Origin of the sequence: Nocardia terpenica (assembly GCF_013186535.1) — a bacterium.
Lineage (GTDB): Bacteria > Actinomycetota > Actinomycetes > Mycobacteriales > Mycobacteriaceae > Nocardia > Nocardia terpenica.
In genome coordinates this window covers 651,889-670,422 of record NZ_JABMCZ010000004.1, presented here as the reverse complement: position 1 = coordinate 670,422, position 18,534 = coordinate 651,889, and the positions used below count along the sequence as shown (strand labels likewise).

Below are 18,534 nucleotides of genomic sequence, written 5' to 3'. Positions count from 1 at the left end.
GCTCACCCGTCCACGTAGCGGCGGACGGCGCGACCGCGAGGGGCACAGACGATTTCGTCGTGGATGGTGTCGAGCGTGTCGGCCCACTCCCGGGCGGTGGGCTGGCCCGGGTCGCCCTCGGCGATACCGGCGCGGTTGTCGCCGAGATCGACCACCACTGATCCATACACACCCGGCCCACGCTCGGATACCGCGCGCCGTCGATGCCGACATCGAAGCGGCCGCTCAGCGTGCGCGGTACGCCGTCGGCGTACCCGGCGGGAACCAGGGCCACCCGGGCGCGGAAGGTCATGGCCGGGCGCAGGCCGAAGTCGCCGACACCGTCACTGCCGGTAGGTGGCCAGGAAGCGGCCGATTCGCCCGATGATCGCCTCCAGGTCGTCGGCGTGCGGCAGGGTGAGGATGCGGAAGTGATCCGGGCGGGGCCAGTTGAAGCCCGTGCCCTGCACGATGTGAATCTTCTCCTGCAGCAACAGATCCAGCACGAACCGCTCGTCGTCGTGAATGCGGTACCGGTCCAGGTCGATGCGCGGGAACGCGTACAGCGCGCCCCGCGGTTTCACACACGTGACCCCCGGAATCGCGTCGAGCGCCTCCCACGCCCGATCCCGCTGCTCGCGCAGCCGCCCGCCGGGCAGGGTGAGATCGTAGATGCTCTGATACCCGCCGAGGGCGGCCTGAATCGCCTGCTGCCCCGGCACATTCGGGCACAACCGCATCCCCGCCAGCATGGTCAGCCCCTCCAGATAGCTCGCCGCGTGCTGGGTCGGGCCCGACACCACCAGCCAGCCGGAGCGAAAACCCGCGCAGCGGTAGGACTTCGACAGCCCCGAGAAGGTCAGGCACAGCAGATCCGGGGCCAGCGACGCGACCGCGGTGTGCTCGGACCCGTCGTAGCGGATCTTGTCGTAGATCTCGTCGGACAGCACGATCAGCTGATGCCTGCGGGCGATCTCCAGCAGCTGCCGCAGCAGTTCGGTCGGATACACCGCGCCCGTCGGATTGTTCGGGTTGATGACGACGATCGCGCGGGTGCGGTCGGTGATCTTGGATTCGATATCGGCCAGATCCGGGCACCAGTCCGCGCCCTCGTCGCACAGGTAGTGCACCGCGCGGCCGCCGTTGAGAGTGGTCACCGCCGTCCACAGCGGGAAATCCGGTGCGGGAACGAGAATCTCGTCACCGTTCTCGATCAGCGCGGTCATCGCCATCGTCACCAGCTCGGACACGCCGTTGCCGAGGAACACCTCCTCGACGTCGACATCGGCGACACCCAGGGTCTGGTAGTACTGCACCACCGCGCGCCGCGCGGGCAGCAGCCCCTTCGCCGAGGTGTAGCCGCTGGAGGCGGGCAGGCTGCGCACCATGTCCTGCAGGATCTCCGGCGGCGCCTCGAAACCGAACAGCAGCGGATTGCCGGTGTTGAGTTTCACCACATGGTGCCCCTCCGCCTCCAGCCGCGCCGCGTGCTCGGCCACCGGGCCACGAATCTCATACGACACCCCCGCCAGCTTGCTGGACTGCTTGACCTGCATGAACATCCCTTCTCGCGGCAACGTGCCCACACTCTACTTGGAAAATCCAAGTTTGCGCTTGGCATTTCCAAGTGACCAGCTAGAGTGGGGTGCGTGCCACGCCGAAGCTACGACCACTACTGCGCCGTCGGCCGCGCCCTCGACGTCGTCGGCGATCGCTGGAATCTGCTGCTGGTTCGCGAATTGCTCTCGGGCCCGCGCCGTTACAGCGATCTGTTCGCCGACCTGCCCGGCATCAGCACCGACGTGCTCGCGGCCCGGCTCAAGGACCTCGAACGCGACGGCGTGCTGCGGCGGCATCGCGCCGGGCCGCGCGCGACGACGGTGGTCTACGAACTCACCCCGGCCGGTGCGGCGCTGCGCCCGGTGCTCGACGCGCTCTCGGCTTGGGGCACACCGCTACTCGGCGAGCGCGGCAGCACCGACGCCGTGCGCGCCCACTGGCTCGCCCTCCCGCTGAGCCGCGCCATCGCCGAGCAGATCCGCACCGGCACGGTCAGCGTCCACATCGGCGACACCGTCTTCCACGTCGTGGTCACCGGCGACGGCGTCACCCACCACGACGGCCCCGCCGCCACACCGGATCTCGACCTGCACCTCGACCTGCCGACCGCCCTCGCCGTCGCCACCGGCGCCACCCCGCTGGCCGAGGCCGCCCCCGAATTCCCGTCCCCCGCAGCGGGATCACGCGCACGCTGACGGATGCCCTCACCGCGTCCGCAGCCACCGCTCGAACTGCTCGGCATCGAAGTCCCGGCCCGCCAGCGTGGTGTCGGTGCCCGATCGCAGTGCGGTGACGCGGGTCTCGGTCCATCGGAACCAGGTGTGCGACGGATAGTCCAGCAGCAGCCGCGAATCCGGCGTCAGGGAGCGGGCCACCTCCGCCTCCTCGGTGCCGGTGGCCACCGCCCGCGGCGTATAGGGGGCGTCCGGGGCCAGTTGCAGTGTGTCGGAGCCGTTTCGGTGGCCGACCCGGACCGGCACGGCGAGATAGGCGGGCACGCCCGCCGCGCTCATCGGCGCGCCCGCCGCGGTGGCGAACCGCGGATCGGTGGCGAACACGACGACGGGAACATCCGTGCGCCGCACCGGCGGCGCGGCGGGACCGGCGGACGGGTCCTGCGAGCGCAGGAACGCGCCCGCGAGCTGCGCGGTCGCCGGGGAGGCGACGACCCCGTCGATCGCGCCCAGATCCGGATCGACCGCCCACGGGCGCGGCTGCGGCTGCGCGGCCACGCATCCCGCCGCCGCGCACGCGGCGACCGCGACGAGCACCGCGCGCACCACGATCCGGGTCACTGCTTCGGGGCGATTCGATAGTCTTCGCCGAACCACAGCCACTCCGGATTCTTCGTATACGACGACAGCGTCTGTGTCACGTTCCGCTGCGAGGTCGGCCACGGATCGCCGTAGGTGACGGTCCCGGCATCGGCGTCGTATCCGTAGACAACTTGTGCATGACCGCCGCCCGCGGTCCACGCAATTCCGGTCAGAATGGGACGATTCGCGGCGATCTCGGCCGCGACGGTGGTCATGGAGAACGGCGAGCCGACCTTGGCGTCGAATCCGATCTTCCCGAATGCGGCGGCGATTTCCTCGAGCGAGGCGTTATCGTTCGGGCACTGCCCGTCGGCCGCCGATCCGTGCACCAGTTTGCAGTATTCGTTCTGATCGACGAACCTGTCCGAATATGCGGCGATCGAGGCGCCGTCGGCGGCCCAGCACCACTGGTCGAACTCCTGAATCTGCTGGAAGTAGAACAGTGTCCGCGCCCCGGTGGCCGCGTCGCGCGGCTCCGCGACGCCGGGCAGCCCGGTGCTGACCCGCAATCCCGTCGAGTGGCCGGAGAAATTCTTCCCGTCCGGCGGTGGCGCGGCGACCGCGGCGGCCGCCGAGAACGAAAAAGCCAGCACCAACGCGGTGCCGGCGAGGGCGAATATTTTCCATCGCAGGCGCACTCGAACGCTCCTTTTCGGATGGGAATTGTGGCAGAACATGTATCGAGTCATTCCCGACTCGGTTCGATCATGGTAATCGAACACGGTGGCACCCGCGCCGGACTGAACATCTTGAACAACTCTTGCCGTACTCCGAGCTGTGCGCAAAAAATTGATTCTGTCGTGAAGGAGTACCCGGAGGGGTTGTGCTCGGTTCGATCGGGTAATTCCGGGTCCCTTCCCGACAGGGGGCGCAAGCCCTCGATTCACCTTTCACAACCAGGAGAAACAATGCGTTACTCGTGTTTACCCACCGCGTTCGCGTTCGCCTTGGGAATCGGACTCGTATCGGCGGGATTCGCCAACGCCGCTCCGGCCCCCAGCGCCCCCGCTCCCGTGCTCAAGCACCACGCCTTCGGTCTGGACGTGAAGGCCGCCAAGGCCGCGCAGAGCCACGACACCAGCAGCGGCAACCCGCTGCCCGTGCTGGTCGGCCGCACCGGCGCTCCGCCGGATTCGTATTCGCTGGAGCAGTACGCGCAGTCGCCGGGCAATCAGGGCCAGGTCGGCTCGTGCGTGACCTGGGCGACCGGCTACAGCGCCTACGGCGTTCTGATGAACGAGCAGAACATCAGCGGCGGCCCGATGGCCCCGATGTACATCTACTCGCAGATCGCCCAGGGCAACGACACCGGCACCTACGCCTCGGTCGCGATCCCGATGGAGGAGCAGCAGGGCATCGACACCAAGTCCGATTACTACCAGGGCGATTTCGACTACACCACCCAGCCCACCGATGCCGAGCGCGCGAACGCCGCGCACTACAAGACATCCGGCTCGCAGGACCTGATCAACAGCAGCGACCGCCAGCAGGCGATCGAGCAGGCGATCTCCACCGGCATGCCGGTGCCGATCGGCTTCGAGGTGCGGCAGAGCTTCGAGAACCTGAACTCGAGCAACTACAACTACAACCCGGACCCCAGCGAGAGCGTGCTGGGCGGGCATGAGGTCACCATCGTCGCCTACGACCAGACCGGCGTGACGATCGAGAACTCGTGGGGAACCGGTTGGGGCAACGGCGGTTTCTTCACCGCCCCGTGGTCCTGGATCAACTCGAGCGACGTGGACGAGATCCACTCGATGGGCCGCCTGGTCACCGAGTGATCGCTCATCGACTGGAGTTCAACGGTGAGGGTTGGACTGCACACCGATGAACGACGATCCGGTTCCTGCCGACACCGCCCGGTGCCGACAGGAACCGGAGTCGCTCAATCCTTCCGATTTTCCAGATTGGCCGCGAACCGCCGCCAGTCCTCGGCGAACAGATAGGCGAGTTCGATGATCAGGCTGACATTGTGGGTGGGCAGCGCATCGACCACCGCCTCGAGGCCGGTATTGGCGACCGTGTACAGATCCAGCCGGCGCAGCAGCGCCCGGCCCGCCTCGGTGAAGCGCAGCGAGGGGTCGGCCCGCAGCCGCTGGATCACCAGCCGGGGGTCCTTGATGCGCAGCCGATCCGACGGGCCGTTCGGCTGGGCGTGCGGCGCGGGCGCCTTCTCCAGCGGCACCGGCGCCGAATTACGGTGCCGCCGTGCGGGAATCGGATCGTCGCCGCGGCGCATCCGCTGACGCACATCGTGCGCTGTCCCCAATGAGACACCGGCCGCCTTGGCCACCTCCCGCAGCGGAGCCTCGGGCGAGCGGGTGATCAGCTCGCTGGCCAGCCGCCGGCCGTCCTCCCGATTCGAGACGTGGGTGCGGCCGTCGCGGCCGATGCGGATGTTCATCTGGGTATCTCCCCCGGCCGAACGCCGAAGCGACCCAACGGTCTTGTGCGACAGGCCGGTGGTCGCGGCGATGGCGCGGTCGGACCACTGCGGACGCTCGCGAATGATCCGATAGGCCGCGGCCTTGCGGTCGGCCAGCGACAGCGGCAGCCCGTGCGCGATGTTCATGCGAACCGCCAGAATGAATGCCTCGGAGTCGGTGCCGTCGAAGAATCGCGCCGCTATTGTGCGGTCGCCGCGTAATCGCGCCGCGCACACCCGGTGGGCGCCGTCGATGACGCGCATGCTGGGCCGGTGCACCAGGATCGGCGGCAGGCATTCTCCGGTCTCGGCGAGCGCGCGGACATGGGCGAAGTCTTCTCCGGTGAGTCGTGGTGAGTCCGCCAGGACGAGACCGTCGATCCGGACCGCGGTGATGGCCCCGGCATGATTCGTCCGATGTTGGTGGTCGGACGAAACTATCCATAACGGGATGCTCGGGTCGCCACGCCCCTCGGGCGTGACGCAAGTTTCCTGGTCCATCGACGTAACTCCCAACGTGTTGGTCACGCGCACAGCTTCCGATGACTTCCGACTATATCGCCCGGCACAATATTTCGACTGTTAATTTAATGTTTCTTGGCATTGACCGAACTTCGCTCGAATGCCGGTTGGGATAAACGCCTTTCAGGGTACCCGGATTGTTGTCGCTACAACCGCTCGGCGGACATGAGGAATTGTCATAGCGCGTGCGAGCAGTGCTGTTCCGCAGAATAATTGGAAATCCCAACAGGCGGTCGTCGGATATACGGAGACCAACGCTGTGACAAGAAAGAGCGCGGGCGCCAGAAATTGGCCCGACGCGAAGAAAGAATGTCTGGCGCGCCCGAAAAGGAAATCACGCCGACAGAGAAGTACGGCAGCCGAGAAACTCGCGGGCTCGGCCACGCCGCCGATTACGGATATTCCCGAAGCCGCGATCGCGGTGACTGGGTAATATAAAGGAATACTGATACTCGAAAGTGTCGAAACCGCCGATCGTTGCTGGAGCCGCCTGCTGCCGCCGCATAAGTATGCGACGATGTCAGTATAGCCAGCGACCGGGCATGTCAACATCGGATCGGTCGAAAAGGACGGTATTTTCAATCGCTCGCGAAGGTCCGCGGGATTCTCTATGATATGGGGTTAACCTTCTTTCCAGTTGTCACGTGCTAACTATTCGTAACGCCTAGTCAGACCGGTGCGTCCGGCCGAATTCTTGACCGAATGATGAGATTCTCCGCGATCATGCCGCACGACGCGACCCCTGTTCTGCCCGGCCATAGGGGTTCAGGGGTCCCCACCGTCGCCGCCACCCGGACCAGCTCCCCGGGCAGCAGGACCGACGCGGTACTGTGCGGCTTCGCCGATCCCGGCCCGCAGCACGCTGTCCACGGTGGTAACCACGGCCCGCGCGTGGCGCACTTGCGCCCGCCAGCACGAGCAGGTTGTCGCAGGTATGACGAATTCGCGCGGTCACGTGCCGGACCTGGAACAGCTCGGCCCGACCTCGATCACCGAGCGCCTGGGCCGAATCGACGGCCGCGCCACCACGATTCGCAACGACGACGACGGATTCACCTTGCGGGCATGGGTTCCGGCAGGAACGGGCCCGCCCGCACCGGCATGGGAGCGTTACCCGGTGCGGCCGCCGAGGCGGCGGGTGGCCCGGTCGGCGGCGGCCACGACCAGCGGGGCCAGTTCCTCGCAGCGGGCCGGGGACAGGCGCTGGATAGGTCCGGCGAGGGCGAGGGCGGCGATCAGGGCGCCGTGGATGTCGAAGACCGGGGCGCCGACGCCCGCCGCGCCGAGGTCGCGTTCCTCGGCGGTGGTGGCGTAGCCCTGCTCGCGGGTCAGGCGCAGGGCCTGCCGGAGCCGTTCGGGGTCGGTGAGGGTGTGTCCGGTGTAGCGGGGCAGCGCCGCGGCCAGCACGGCCTCGGCCGCCTCCGGGTCCCAGGCCAGCAGCACCCGACCGGCCGAGCCGACGTGCAACGGCATGATCTTGCCGACGTGTACCTCCCGGCGCACGGCGTGCCGGGTCTCGGCGACGGCGATGCACACCCGGTACCCGCCCTCGCGCCGATACAGGCAGGCCGTCTCCCCGGTCGCGTCGCGTAGTTCGCGCAGCACCGGCGCCAGCGCCTCGACGGTGTCCGGCTCCCCGGCCGCGGGCGAGGCCCAGCGCGCGAGCGTCGCCCCGATCCGGTACCGGTCACCCGCCCGGTCCAGGAAGCTCTCGGCGACCAGGTTCGCCACCAGCCGCTGGCAGGTGCTGGGCGGCAGCCCGGTCGCGCGCCGGATCTCCGGCAGCGTCAGCTCCGGCCGGTCGAGGGTGAACACGTCCAGGATCTCGCGGATCTTGCCCAGCACCAGCAGCGGCTTGACCCCCTTGGGCAGCGCGCGATCGGCGATCCCCGGTGCGAGATCGGTCTCGGTCATCCGCCCCTCCGTCCGCTCGGTGCGCGCTTCGCGCGATGATCGTAGTGGGGTGTCCGCCAAACGCTTTCGGCGCACCGGGCCGATGGTCTTGAATGGTCGGGTGCATTCGTTCCGAACAGAAGGAGTCCTCATGCGCGACGCGGTGCCCCGCCACGACACGGTCCGCCGTGCCACCAGCCGGGGCGTGATGATCGCGGTCACCGGCGCCGCGCTCATGGCCTGCGGCGACACCACCCCCTTCAACCAGGCGGCGGGCTCGCACGGCGATCCGGCCGCCTCGGGCCGCGCCCGCGACGTGCTGACCCGCGGCCTGGGTGTCGGCTCCTTCGATCAGGCGTGCGGCCGCGTCGACTGGGCCTGCCCGATCACCGACGTGGTGGCCGAGTCGCAGTACGTGGTGACCATCCGCGCCTCGGTGCGCGACAAGCGCTGGGAACCGGCCGGGCGCGGGGCGCGCAGCATCCTGAAATACCTGCGGCAGGCGCCGGAGACCTCACAGGTCAGCACCGTCAAATACGCCAACGCCACCGGCGATGTCCTCGACACCGCCGACAAATTCACCTCCGCGATCGGCGGCGACTGCGCGCTGCCCTGCGGCAGCCCGCGGTAGTCAGCCCCGCAGCGGCGACCGGGCCGTCAGGTAGCGGACGTGGTTGCGGGTGCTGTTGAACCGGTCCAGGTCGGCGGGGATGCGGCGGCCGTAGCGGGTGGCCAGCTCCGGGAGCACCACGGCGTCGGTGTGCCAGCCGCGCGCGGCGAACCAGGCGTCGGGGTCGGCGCGCGCGTCGCCGTACAGCAGGCCGCGGACCTCGACGCCCTCGAAGTAGATGCCCGCCAGCTCGTCGTCGGAATATCCGGCCAGCCAGGCATAGTCGGTGGCCAGACCGCTGCCGGGGGCCGAGAGCCGGTCGATGCGCTCGAACAGCAGGTCCTGGGTGGCGCCGGGCAGGTAGGCCAGCAGGCCCTCGGCGGCCCACGCGGTCGGGACGGTGGGATCGAATCCGGCGTCGAGCAGCGCGGCGGTCCAGTCGTCGCGCAGGTCGGCGGCCATGCCGCGGCGGTCGGCGGCCGGGCAGGCGCCGTGGTCGGCGAGCACCTTCTCCTTGAACTCCAGCACGTCGGGCTGGTCGAGCTCGAACACCACCGTGCCCGCGGGCCAGGCCAGCCGGTAGGCGCGGGTGTCGAGCCCGCTGGCCAGGATCACCGCCTGCCGCACGCCGCCCGCGGTCGCCGTCAGGAAGTAGTCGTCGAAGTAGCGGCTGCGCAGACCCATGAAATGGGAGCCCTGCACGGCGTCCGGCCGGGCCGCCGGATCGGCCAGCAACCGATTCATCTCCTCATGCCCGGAGGCCGCAACGAACAGCTCGGCGTACGGATCTCGCATCAGGGCGTCGCTGCGGGCGGACTCGATGGCCCGCTCGGCCGCCACGCCCAGCGCGGTCACCCCCACACTGCTGACGATGTCCCAGGTGTCCCCTTCAGTACGCACGATCCATCTTTCTTCGACATTCAGAACACAGCACGCGGCTGGAGCTCTCGCGTGGGCGGCCGATGATCACCGCCGGTTAGCCATCCTACGACCGTTCGGTCCGTTCTGCCGAGCGAGATCCGGTCATTCATCCAGTGCGCACCGGCTGACACTTGACACCGGCCCCGGAACGCACCCGGAATTCCGCACCGACGTACGCCAACCGCTGCTCGAGGAGAAAACAGGCGGTCACACCCGGAATACCCACGCGACCGTACACCCCACACCCGCCCGGAATACCTACTTCAGCGGGGCCGCGGTCCGGGCCGGGCGACGAGTGCCACGGTGTCGCCCGCGACCCGGACGACGGCGTCCAGGGTGAGGCCCGCGCGGTCGAGCAGCGTGCCGAATTCGGCGGCGGTGCGTTCGCGGCCCTCGACGACGGTCAGCATGTACAGCGTCATCAGGGCCGTCAGGCGGGCCTCGTCCCCGGCGTCGGCGGCACCGGCGACGCGGTCGACGATCACCACGCGCCCGCCGGGGATGACAGCGTCACGGCAGCGGCGCAGGATGGCCACGCAGCGGTCGTCGGGCCAGTCGTGCACGATGTGCCGGAGCAGGTAGAGGTCGCCGCCCGGGGGCACGGACGCGTCGAAATCGCCGCCCACGCAGTCGATCCGGTGGGCGACGGGTGCGCCGGTGAGCCGCCGCCGGGCCGCGCTCACCACCGAGTCCAGGTCGAACAGCACACCGCGCGGGCGCGGGTGGGCGTCGAGGATCGCCGCCAGCAGGGTGCCGTCGCCGCCGCCGACATCGACAATGGTGTCCGCGGAGCCGAAATCGACCGCGTGCACGAGTGTTTCCGATTCCAGTTCTACCCCGGCCGCCTGCGAGGCGTCGAAGACCTCCCGGAAGCGCCGGTGCGCACCGAGATAGCCGAAGAAGTCGATGCCGTGCACCCGGTCGAAGGCCGGGCGCCCGCTGCGGACGGTGCCCGCCAGCCCGTCCCACGCGGCGCCCACCTCGCCGCCGAGCAGCAGCGCGGTGGGCCGGGCGGTGGCGGGTGCGTCCGCGCGCAGGGTCGCGCCGAGCGGGGTGAGCGCGAAGCGGCCGGGCTCGGTCTCGCCGAACACCTCGAAGGCGCACAGGCTGCGCAGCAGGTGTTCCAGCACAACCGGATTCGATCCGGTCCGCTCGGCCAGCTCGGCGGCGGTGGCCGCGCGGTCGGCCAGCAGGTCGGGGATGCCGAGTTCGGCGACCACCACCAGCGCCCGGGACAGCAGGTGTCCGTAGAGCAGGTGCCGCATGCGCAGCGCATCGTCGGTGGCCGCACGGACGCTAGTGGTCATTGTCGTCGCTCTCCTCGTCCAATCGCCGGATCGCGGCGTCGTAGAGCCGCACCATGAACCGGTCGTGTACCTTGCCCGCGGCGAAGTGCGCGCCGAAACGTTCCCGGTAGAGCCCGAACCAGCGGTCGTCCTCGTGCAGGAACAGGATGTCGTGCGGCGCCATGAGCCGGGCCGCGAGCAACGGGACCGGCGCCCGCGACACCGGGAAGATCGGATTGCGCACGGCCGGTTCGTTGCAGTGCGGATGGAACTGCCCGACCATGAGCCCGCGGGTGACCGCGAATTCCTTGAGCCCCGGATAGATCATGTCGAGCATCAGGCAGTGCTCCGGCGGCATATCCGGGAACACGACCAGCAGACTGTCCAGCGCCACCCCCGATTTCGGTGTGCCGGAATGAATTCGACGGAACCGACGCAGCTCCCGGCGGAGGATGTCGATCACGGCGTCCGGGTCGCTGCCGTCGATGCCGCCGCGATACACCAGCGACAGCTGCCCGGCGGTCAGCGCGGGGCGCACGAACGGGCAGACCGGGCCGCTGCGGCCGAGCCGCTCGTGCGGCGCGCAGATGTAGGTGTCGAGCCAGTCCGACACCAGCGCGTGCCGGGCGGGCAGGCCCGGATCCTCGACATCGGGGGTGTGCTGGACCAGGTGGCCGTAGGCCAGTTCGGCCAGCGCCGCCGGGGCGCGGCCGGGCCGGGACAGGGCGCGATCGAGGATCGGGCCGAGGTCGGCGAGCGCGGCGGCCGAGGTCATCTCCGCGTGCGCATGGTCGACCACATGCTCGGTCATGCGCCCGGTGACGTGCTCGCGCCACCGCTCGACGCCGGGCACGGTGGCCGAATCACCCTGCCCGGCACGGAAATACAGCAGATCGGCGGCGGCGACGCCGGGCCGGTGCTTGGCGAGGATCGCGGCGGTATTGCGGCACACCGCGATGATCGCGGCCAGGGCGGCCTCGTCGACCGCGCCGACCATGGCGGTGTCGGAGCAGGCGCGCAGCAGCCGGGCGACGGCCGCGACGGTGAGTTCCTCCTCGGGCACGTCCGCGATGCCCGCCTGCTCCAGCAGCAGCCGCAGCACGTTCGCGTCGGTGACGGCGGCGTCGCCGATGTCGTCGGCGGGGTGGGAGTCCAGCATCACCACCAGGTCGACCTCCGCGCCGGAATCGGTGAGCGCGGCGGCCACCTGCTGGGCGATCAGCCCGCCCGACGACCAGCCCAGCAGCCGATACGGTCCCTCCGGCTGTACCGTCCGGATCTGGTCGATGTAGTCCGCGGCCATCTCGGCGACGCTGGCGGGCAGCGGATCGGTCCCGTTCAACCCGCGCGCCTGCAGGGCGTACACGGGGGTCTCGGCGTCCAGCTCCCGCACCAAACCGAAGTAGCACCAGCCGATTCCGGCGAACGGATGGATGCAGAACAGCGGCGGCCGCGCGCCACGGGCCCGCACCGGCAGCAGCGACCGGAGCATGGCCGACGCACCGCCGCCGGTCGCGTCGCGCGCCAGCAGGGCGGCGGGGGTGGGATGGTCGAACAGGTCGCGAATGGTCAGCCCGGGATCGACGACCTCGCGCAGCCGGGTCACCAGGGTGGTGGCCAGCAGCGAATGACCACCCAGTTCGAAGAAGCCGTCGTCCATGCCGACCTCGGGCACGCCGAGCACATCGGCGAACAGGCAGCAGACCACCTCCTCGGCCGGGGTGCGCGGCGGCCGCGACGCGGAGACCACCACCGGCGCGGGCAGATCGCGCGCGGCGATCTTCCCGTTCGGGGTCAGCGGCCACTCGCCGAGCTCCACCACGGCCGCCGGGACCATATAGGCGGGCAGCCGCCGGGCCAGGCGGGCGCGAACGGCGCTGGGCGACACGGTCTTTCCCGCAGGCGGACTGACATAGGCGGTGAGCCTTCTGTCGCCGGGCCGGTCCTCGCGGACAATCACGTGGGCGCGCTCGACGGTGTCGTCGGCGAGCAATGCCTGTTCGATCTCCGCGAGTTCGATGCGGAATCCGCGCACCTTGACCTGAGTATCGGTGCGGCCCAGGCAATCGATCACCCCCGTGCGCAGCCAGCGCCCGAGATCCCCGGTCCGATACAGCCGATCGCCCGGTGCACCGAACGGGTCGGCGACGAAGCGCTCCGCGGTGAATGCCGGTCGCCGCAGATACCCTTGCGCCACACCGGGTCCGCCGATATAGAGCTCGCCCGGCACGCCGACCGGCACCGGGCGCAGCCGGTGATCGAGAATATGGATCCGCTTGCCCGCGACAGGCGCACCGATCGGGACGCTGCGGGCGGGGTCGGGGTCGGTGACGGGCTGGAAGGTGGCGAAGATGCTGGTCTCGCTGGGTCCGTAGGCATTGAGCACCCGGTGCCGACGGCTCCACCGCGCGGCCGTGTGCGGTGGCATGGGTTCACCACCGACGACGAAGGTCACCGGCCCCGGTATGACATCCGGGTCCATGGTCTGCAATACGGCGGGCGGGCAGAACAGGTGGGTGATCCGCTGGGCGGCAATATAGTCCGCCAGCTCCGCGCCGAGTAGCCGACCGGGCGGGGCGAGCACCAGCGCGCCCCCGCGCAGCAGCGCCTGGGCGATATCGCCCACCGCACCGTCGAAGCTGGGTGACACCGCTTGCAGCACACGACTGTCCGTGCCGACGCCGAGCGTGTTCTCGAATGCGTCGGCCAATCCCGCGAAACCGCCGTGCGCGGTGACGATCCCCTTCGGTTCCCCGGTCGACCCGGAGGTGAAGACGATATAGGCGGGCTGATCCGCACGCGGATACCGCTGCGGCACCGCATGATCGGGTGCGCTGTCGATACGCTCCCGGGTGCGCGGCTCATCGATGACGAGCCGCTCGCCGCCCGGAATCCGCGCGCCCTCCGCGACAGTCGTGACGGTGAGCGCGGGCGCGCTGAGCGCCATCATCCGCTCGAGCCGGTCGACGGGATACTCGGTATCCAGGACAGCGAACGCGCCCCCCGCCTTCATCACCGCGACCACCGCCACCACCCACTCGACCGACCGCGGAACGGCCACGGCCACCACATCCCCCGGCACGACCCTGTCCGCCAGGCAGTGCGCCAACCGGTTCGCCCGCCGCTCGAGCTCCACATACGTCAACCCGCACACCCCGTCGAAGACCGCCAACCGATCGGCCCCATCCCACACCCGCTCACCGAACAACTCGAGAAACGTGACCCCGGCACTCGGATCGAGAAGCCTGGCCCCGGCACTCGGACCGAGAACCCTGATCCCGGCACTCGGATCGAAAACCCTGGCCCCGACACTCGGATCGAAAACCCTGATCCCGGCACTCGGACCGAGAACCCTGGTCCCGGCGCGCTTTTGGCCGGGATCACCCCCGCCCACACGACTCGCACACGTATTCCACTCCCGCAGTAGGCGATTCCGCTCCGCCTCTCCATAAACCGGCAGGCCGTGCAGCGCCGCACCGGTATCGTCCGCGATCCCCTCAAGGACGTGGACGACGGCCGCGGCGAGCGAGTCGGCGGTGGCGCGTTCGAACAGGTCGGTGCTGTACTCGAGGACCATGGTCAGCCGCGTTCCCCCGCCGGGGACGGGCCGTTCGGCGAAGGCGAAGCTCAGGTCGAAGCGCGCCACCGGTTCCCGCACCGGTTCCGCGGTGACCCGCAGGCCGGTCTCGTCCGCGTAGCGCTCCCCGGCGTCCGGGCCCTGTGCGGTATCCAGGCTCAGCATGACCTGGAACAGCGGGTGCCGGTTGGTGGCGCGGGTCGGATTGAGGGCGTCCACCAGGTGTTCGAACGGCAGGTCCTGGTGGGCGTAGGCGGCCAGGTCCGCCTCCCGGACCCGGGCGAGGGCCTGCGCCACGGTGGGGTCGCCGGACAGATCGGTGCGCAGCACGAGCGTGTTGACGAAGAATCCGACCAGATCCGTCAGCGCCTCGTCGGTGCGCCCGGCCACCGGGGAGCCGACGACGATGTCCTCCCCGCCGCCGAAGCGGGACAGCACCACCGCCACCGCCAGGTGCAGCAGCATGAACAGGCTCGCCTGCTCCCGATTCGCGATGTCGCGCAGCGCATTCCGCAGTATCGGGTCGATCTCGACGTCGATGCTGTCGCCGCGATGCGAGAGCGTCGCCGGGCGGGGATGGTCGGCGGGCAGCGGCAGTTCCTCCGGCGCTCCGTCGAGCGCCGCACGCCAGAATCGCAGCTGCGCCGCGAGTTCCGAGGCCGGATCGTCGACCGTGCCGAGCACGTCCCGCTGCCACAGCGTGTAATCGGCGTATTGGACCGGCAATTCGGGCAGCCGCGGAGCTCGTCCCGCGCGCCGGGCGGCGTAGGCGCGCGCCAGATCGTTCATGAGCGGGCCCAATGACCAGCCGTCGCAGGCGATATGGTGAACCACCAGGAGCAGCAGGGTGCGGTCCGCGGCCGCGATCAGCCGGGCGCGCAGCGGCGGTTCCCGCTCCAGATCGAACGGCGCGCACACGACGTCATGGACGGCGTCGGCCACCTCCGCTGCGGGGCAGACGATTTCGGGGATCTCGGTCACGGCCCGAACCGCCTCCGCGTCCGGGTCCAGGACGCGCTGCCAGGTGCGGGTGTCGTCCTGCGCGTACACGGTGCGCAGGATCTCGTGCCGCGCCAGCACATCCGCCAGTGCCGCGGGCAGCGCGGCCCGGTCGAGGTCGCCGTCCAGGCGCAGCAGCACCGGAATGTTGTAGGCGCTGCTCGCGCCGTCGACCCGGCTGACCAGCCACAGCCGCTGCTGCGCGGACGACATGGGCACGACGGCGGGCCGGTCCGCGCGCCGCCGCAGGCGGGTGCGGGCGGCGCCCGCGGCGTCGAGGGCCGCCGCGATCCGGGCCACGGTGCGGGCCCGAAACACCACGCGCACCGGCACTTCGACGTCGAACACCTCCCGCACCCGGCTCACCAGCCGCGCCGCGAGCAGCGAATGCCCGCCGAGTTCGAAGAAGTCGTCCTCGACGCCGATACCGTCCAGCCCGAGCAGGTCGGCGGCAATATCGCAGAGCAGTTGTTCGCGATGGGTGCGCGGCGGCCTGCCGGACGCGGCGGTGTCGCGGTCGGGCAGCGGCAGCGCCGCCCGATCGATCTTCCCGTTCATCGTCACCGGGAACCGATCGAGCACCACGAAGGCGGCCGGGACCAGATATCCGGGCAGCCGCGCCGCCACCAGCTCGCGCAGCATCGCCCGATCCGGCCGCGCCCCGCCCTCCGGCACCACGTACGCGACCGGACGCCGGTCGCCCGCAGCGTATTCCACCCCCACCACCAGTGCCCGCGCGATATCGGCATGGGCGGTGAGCACGGCCTCGATCTCGCGCGGATCGACCCGGAAGCCCCGCACCTTGAGCTGATCGTCCCCGCGCGCAACGAATTCCAGCTGACCGTCGGGCCGCCAGCGGGCCAGATCGCCGGTGCGGTACAGGCGCGCGCCCGGCTCACCGTACGGATCGGCGACGAATCGGGCCGCGGTGCGGGCGAATTGGCCGTGATAGCCGCGGGCAATGCCGGGCCCGCCCGCGTACAGCTCACCGACCGCACCGCGGGCGACCGGATGCAGCCGCCGATCCAGCAGATAGACCCGCACATCATCGAGCGGCCGCCCGATCGGCGGGTGCCCCGCGGCCGGAACCAGCGGATCGCTCTGGGTGACCGAGACCGTCATCTCGGTGGGCCCGTAACCATTGACGAGATCCACATCCGCAGCCAGATCGGCGACCAGCTCCGGCGGGCACGCCTCACCGACCACCGCGAGCGTCCGCAGCGAGGCCCACCGCCCGCGACCGGCGGCCGCGACCGCAGCGGGCGGCAGCACGGCATGCGTAATGCCCTGCCGGACAATCCAGTCCCGCACCTCGATCCCCGCCCCGAGCTCCGCAGGCGCCACAACCACCGTGGCCCCCGCCGCGAGCGCGGGCATCACCTCACCGATAATCCCGTCGAAACTGGGCGAAGCGAACTGCAACACCCGACTATCCGACGCAATCCGCAACCGATCCCGCGTCGCGGCAACAAAATTCGCCGCACCCCGATGAGTGACGACGACCCCCTTCGGGGTACCGGTGGACCCCGAGGTGTAGATGAGGTAGGCGGCGCTGTCGACGTGCACATTGGGCGGCGTGAATTCAGCTGGGGTGGAGCCGATCTCGCCAACCGAGGCCGCGCCAACCTCACCAATGGCGGCGGCGCCGATCTCCCCGACGGGGGCAGAGCCCATTTCTCCGTCTACCCGAAGGGTCGGCATATTCTCCGGCAGCGCCCGCATGGTCTGCTCACAAACGATGGCTGAGACCGGCCGGGCGTCGCGCAGCATGTGGGCGATGCGCTCGGCCGGGTATTTCCAGTCCACCGGGACGAACGCACCGCCCGCGATGTGGACGGCCAGCATGCCCACCGGCACCTCCACCGAGCGCGGCAGGACCAGCGCGACCAGCGTCTCCGGTCCGACCCCGCGCGCGGCCAGCGCGGCGGCGAGAGCCGTTGCCCGCGAGACCAATTCCGCGTAGGTGAGGGTGATCCGCCGTCCGCGGGTGTCGGTGCCGATCACCGCCACCGCCTGGGGAGTGGCGCGGGCGCGGTCCAGGATCAGCCGGTGGAACGGGACCGGCTCGTGCCCGACCCGGGTGTCGTTGAGCGTGTACAGCACCTCCCGGCGGGCCGCGTCGGGCAGGCTGGTCAGCGACCCGACCGGCCTATCCGCCGTCTCCGCCAGCGCGGTCAGCACCCGGGTGACCCGGTCCAGCAGCAGCCCCGCCGTCGCCTCCCCGATCACGCTCGGGTCGTGGCTGAGCCGCAGCCGCAGCCGTTCCCCCGGAACGACGATCAACCCGAGCGGATAGTGCGAGCGGTCGTATCCGTCGCTGCCCACCGCCCGCACCCGCAACCCGTCGATCGCCTCCGCGGGCGCGCCCATATCGGCGGGCAGGTTCTCGAAGACCATGCCGATGTCGAAGAGGGTGTCGAACCCGGCCGCGCGCTGGATATCGGGCAGGCTCAGGTGGCCGCTGTCCTGTAGTCGCGCCTGCTCGGTGTGCAGCCGGGTCAGCAGCGTGGCCGCGGTGTCGTGCGGGTCGAGGCGGATCCGCGCGGGCACCGTATTGATGAACAGGCCGATCATCGTCTCGATGCCCGGCACCTCCGGCGGCCGCCCCGACACCGTGGTCCCGACCACGATATCGTCGCGATTCATATGGTGTGCCAACGTGATTCCCCACGCGGCCTGCACGACGGTATTCAGGGTGACCCCCTGTCCGGCGGCCCGGCGGCGCAGATCCGCCGACAGGGCCGCGGTGAGCACCCGATCGGCGCGGACCGGCGGCGCGGCTGCGCGGCGGGCATGCGGGTCCGTGAGCAGGGTGGGTTCGTCGAGCCCCGCGAAGGCTTCCCGCCACCGCAGCCGGGCATCGTCGTGGTCCCGGCCGACCAGCCACGCCAGATAGTCCCGATACCGGGGCGGCCTCCCCAGCGGCCGCTCGTCACCGCCCGCCGCGTACAGCGCCAGCAGCTCCCGCATCAGCAGCGGCACCGACCAGCCGTCGAGAACCGCGTGATGATTGGTCATGGCGAGCCGATACCGGTCCCTGCCGTGCCGAATCACGGTGAACCGCACCAGCGGTGGCCGCCGCAGGTCCACCCCGCGCTCCCGCTCGGCCCGCAGCACCCGGTCGATCTCCTCCTCCGGCTGCCCGCTCAGATCGTGAAAGGCCCACGCGCCCTGCTGGTCCCGATACACCACCTGCACCACCTGCCCGCTGCGGCGGGTGCGGAACCCGACGCGCAGATTGGGGTGCCGCCGCAGCAGCGCGGCAACGCTCCGCTCCAGCACGCCGACCCGCAGCGGCCCCTCGATGGCGTAAGACTGTTGCAGCACATACATATCCGGATGCCGGTCATCGTGCTCGGCATGAAAAACGAACCCCTCCTGCAATGGCGACAGCGGCAGCACCGCTTCCACGGTGGAATCGGCCGTGACGTGTCCGGCATCCATAC

Annotated in this window: 11 protein-coding genes and 1 pseudogene; 3 read left to right on the top strand and 9 right to left on the bottom strand. The window is 70.0% G+C overall.

Annotation, left to right across the window (positions count from 1 at the left end):
• Positions 1 to 2 precede the first annotated feature (2 nt).
• Together HPY32_RS35750 and HPY32_RS35745 are read right to left on the bottom strand one after the other, a co-directional pair.
• Positions 3 to 319: pseudogene (locus HPY32_RS35750) on the bottom strand (alanine racemase C-terminal domain-containing protein); the annotation flags it as partial.
• Between the two features lie 4 nt (positions 320 to 323).
• Positions 324 to 1,535: a pyridoxal phosphate-dependent aminotransferase gene (locus HPY32_RS35745; RefSeq protein WP_067595901.1), complete on the bottom strand. Its 1,212-nt coding sequence runs from the start codon at positions 1,533 to 1,535 to the stop codon at positions 324 to 326.
• A 93-nt stretch (positions 1,536 to 1,628) separates the two neighbouring features.
• On the opposite strand from HPY32_RS35745, the gene HPY32_RS35740 reads away from it, so the two are divergent.
• Positions 1,629 to 2,234: a winged helix-turn-helix transcriptional regulator gene (locus HPY32_RS35740; RefSeq protein WP_067589021.1), complete on the top strand. Its 606-nt coding sequence runs from the start codon at positions 1,629 to 1,631 to the stop codon at positions 2,232 to 2,234.
• A 9-nt stretch (positions 2,235 to 2,243) separates the two neighbouring features.
• On the opposite strand, the gene HPY32_RS35735 is transcribed toward HPY32_RS35740, so the two are convergent.
• Positions 2,244 to 2,834 (bottom strand): hypothetical protein, encoded by a 591-nt coding sequence (locus HPY32_RS35735; RefSeq protein WP_067589023.1) that lies wholly within the window; start codon positions 2,832 to 2,834, stop codon positions 2,244 to 2,246.
• Entirely contained in the window at positions 2,831 to 3,493 is a 663-nt protein-coding gene (locus tag HPY32_RS35730) for a papain-like cysteine protease family protein (protein ID WP_171983217.1), read from the bottom strand. The genes HPY32_RS35735 and HPY32_RS35730 overlap by 4 nt, the downstream gene beginning before the upstream one ends.
• A 270-nt stretch (positions 3,494 to 3,763) precedes the next feature.
• On the opposite strand from HPY32_RS35730, the gene HPY32_RS35725 reads away from it, so the two are divergent.
• Positions 3,764 to 4,636 (top strand): C1 family peptidase, encoded by an 873-nt coding sequence (locus HPY32_RS35725; RefSeq protein WP_067589027.1) that lies wholly within the window; start codon positions 3,764 to 3,766, stop codon positions 4,634 to 4,636.
• A 104-nt stretch (positions 4,637 to 4,740) separates the two neighbouring features.
• Here HPY32_RS35725 and HPY32_RS35720 read toward each other — a convergent pair whose 3' ends face one another.
• Both HPY32_RS35720 and HPY32_RS35715 read right to left on the bottom strand, forming a co-directional pair.
• Complete coding sequence (locus tag HPY32_RS35720; RefSeq protein WP_082871469.1) at positions 4,741 to 5,781, bottom strand: ParB/RepB/Spo0J family partition protein; 1,041 nt, start codon at positions 5,779 to 5,781, stop codon at positions 4,741 to 4,743.
• A 1,131-nt stretch (positions 5,782 to 6,912) separates the two neighbouring features.
• Positions 6,913 to 7,716 (bottom strand): IclR family transcriptional regulator, encoded by an 804-nt coding sequence (locus HPY32_RS35715; RefSeq protein WP_067589029.1) that lies wholly within the window; start codon positions 7,714 to 7,716, stop codon positions 6,913 to 6,915.
• Between the two features lie 130 nt (positions 7,717 to 7,846).
• Here HPY32_RS35715 and HPY32_RS35710 point away from each other — a divergent pair, with 130 nt between their 5' ends.
• Complete coding sequence (locus HPY32_RS35710) at positions 7,847 to 8,326, top strand: hypothetical protein (RefSeq protein WP_067589031.1); 480 nt, start codon at positions 7,847 to 7,849, stop codon at positions 8,324 to 8,326.
• On the opposite strand, the gene HPY32_RS35705 is transcribed toward HPY32_RS35710, so the two are convergent.
• From HPY32_RS35705 to HPY32_RS35695, 3 genes are all read right to left on the bottom strand, one after another.
• Positions 8,327 to 9,208, bottom strand: a complete 882-nt coding sequence (locus HPY32_RS35705; protein WP_195116853.1) for a class I SAM-dependent methyltransferase — start codon at positions 9,206 to 9,208, stop codon at positions 8,327 to 8,329. It abuts the gene before it with no gap.
• A gap of 281 nt (positions 9,209 to 9,489) precedes the next feature.
• Positions 9,490 to 10,533 carry a methyltransferase gene (locus HPY32_RS35700; protein WP_067589035.1) on the bottom strand — a complete coding sequence of 348 codons (1,044 nt, stop codon included), beginning with the start codon at positions 10,531 to 10,533 and terminating at the stop codon, positions 9,490 to 9,492.
• Complete coding sequence (locus tag HPY32_RS35695; RefSeq protein ID WP_067589037.1) at positions 10,523 to 18,532, bottom strand: non-ribosomal peptide synthetase; 8,010 nt, start codon at positions 18,530 to 18,532, stop codon at positions 10,523 to 10,525. The genes HPY32_RS35700 and HPY32_RS35695 overlap by 11 nt, the downstream gene beginning before the upstream one ends.
• Positions 18,533 to 18,534 lie beyond the last annotated feature (2 nt).

What these genes read in the sequence shown, in the direction of transcription:
- HPY32_RS35710 (WP_067589031.1), top strand. Translation starts at nt 7,847, where the DNA reads ATGCGCGACGCGGTGCCCCGCCACGACACGGTCCGCCGTGCCACCAGC.
- HPY32_RS35745 (WP_067595901.1), bottom strand. Translation starts at nt 1,535, where the DNA reads ATGCAGGTCAAGCAGTCCAGCAAGCTGGCGGGGGTGTCGTATGAGATT.
- HPY32_RS35695 (WP_067589037.1), bottom strand. Translation starts at nt 18,532, where the DNA reads ATGGATGCCGGACACGTCACGGCCGATTCCACCGTGGAAGCGGTGCTG.
- HPY32_RS35720 (WP_082871469.1), bottom strand. Translation starts at nt 5,781, where the DNA reads ATGGACCAGGAAACTTGCGTCACGCCCGAGGGGCGTGGCGACCCGAGC.
- HPY32_RS35725 (WP_067589027.1), top strand. Translation starts at nt 3,764, where the DNA reads ATGCGTTACTCGTGTTTACCCACCGCGTTCGCGTTCGCCTTGGGAATC.
- HPY32_RS35700 (WP_067589035.1), bottom strand. Translation starts at nt 10,533, where the DNA reads ATGACCACTAGCGTCCGTGCGGCCACCGACGATGCGCTGCGCATGCGG.
- HPY32_RS35715 (WP_067589029.1), bottom strand. Translation starts at nt 7,716, where the DNA reads ATGACCGAGACCGATCTCGCACCGGGGATCGCCGATCGCGCGCTGCCC.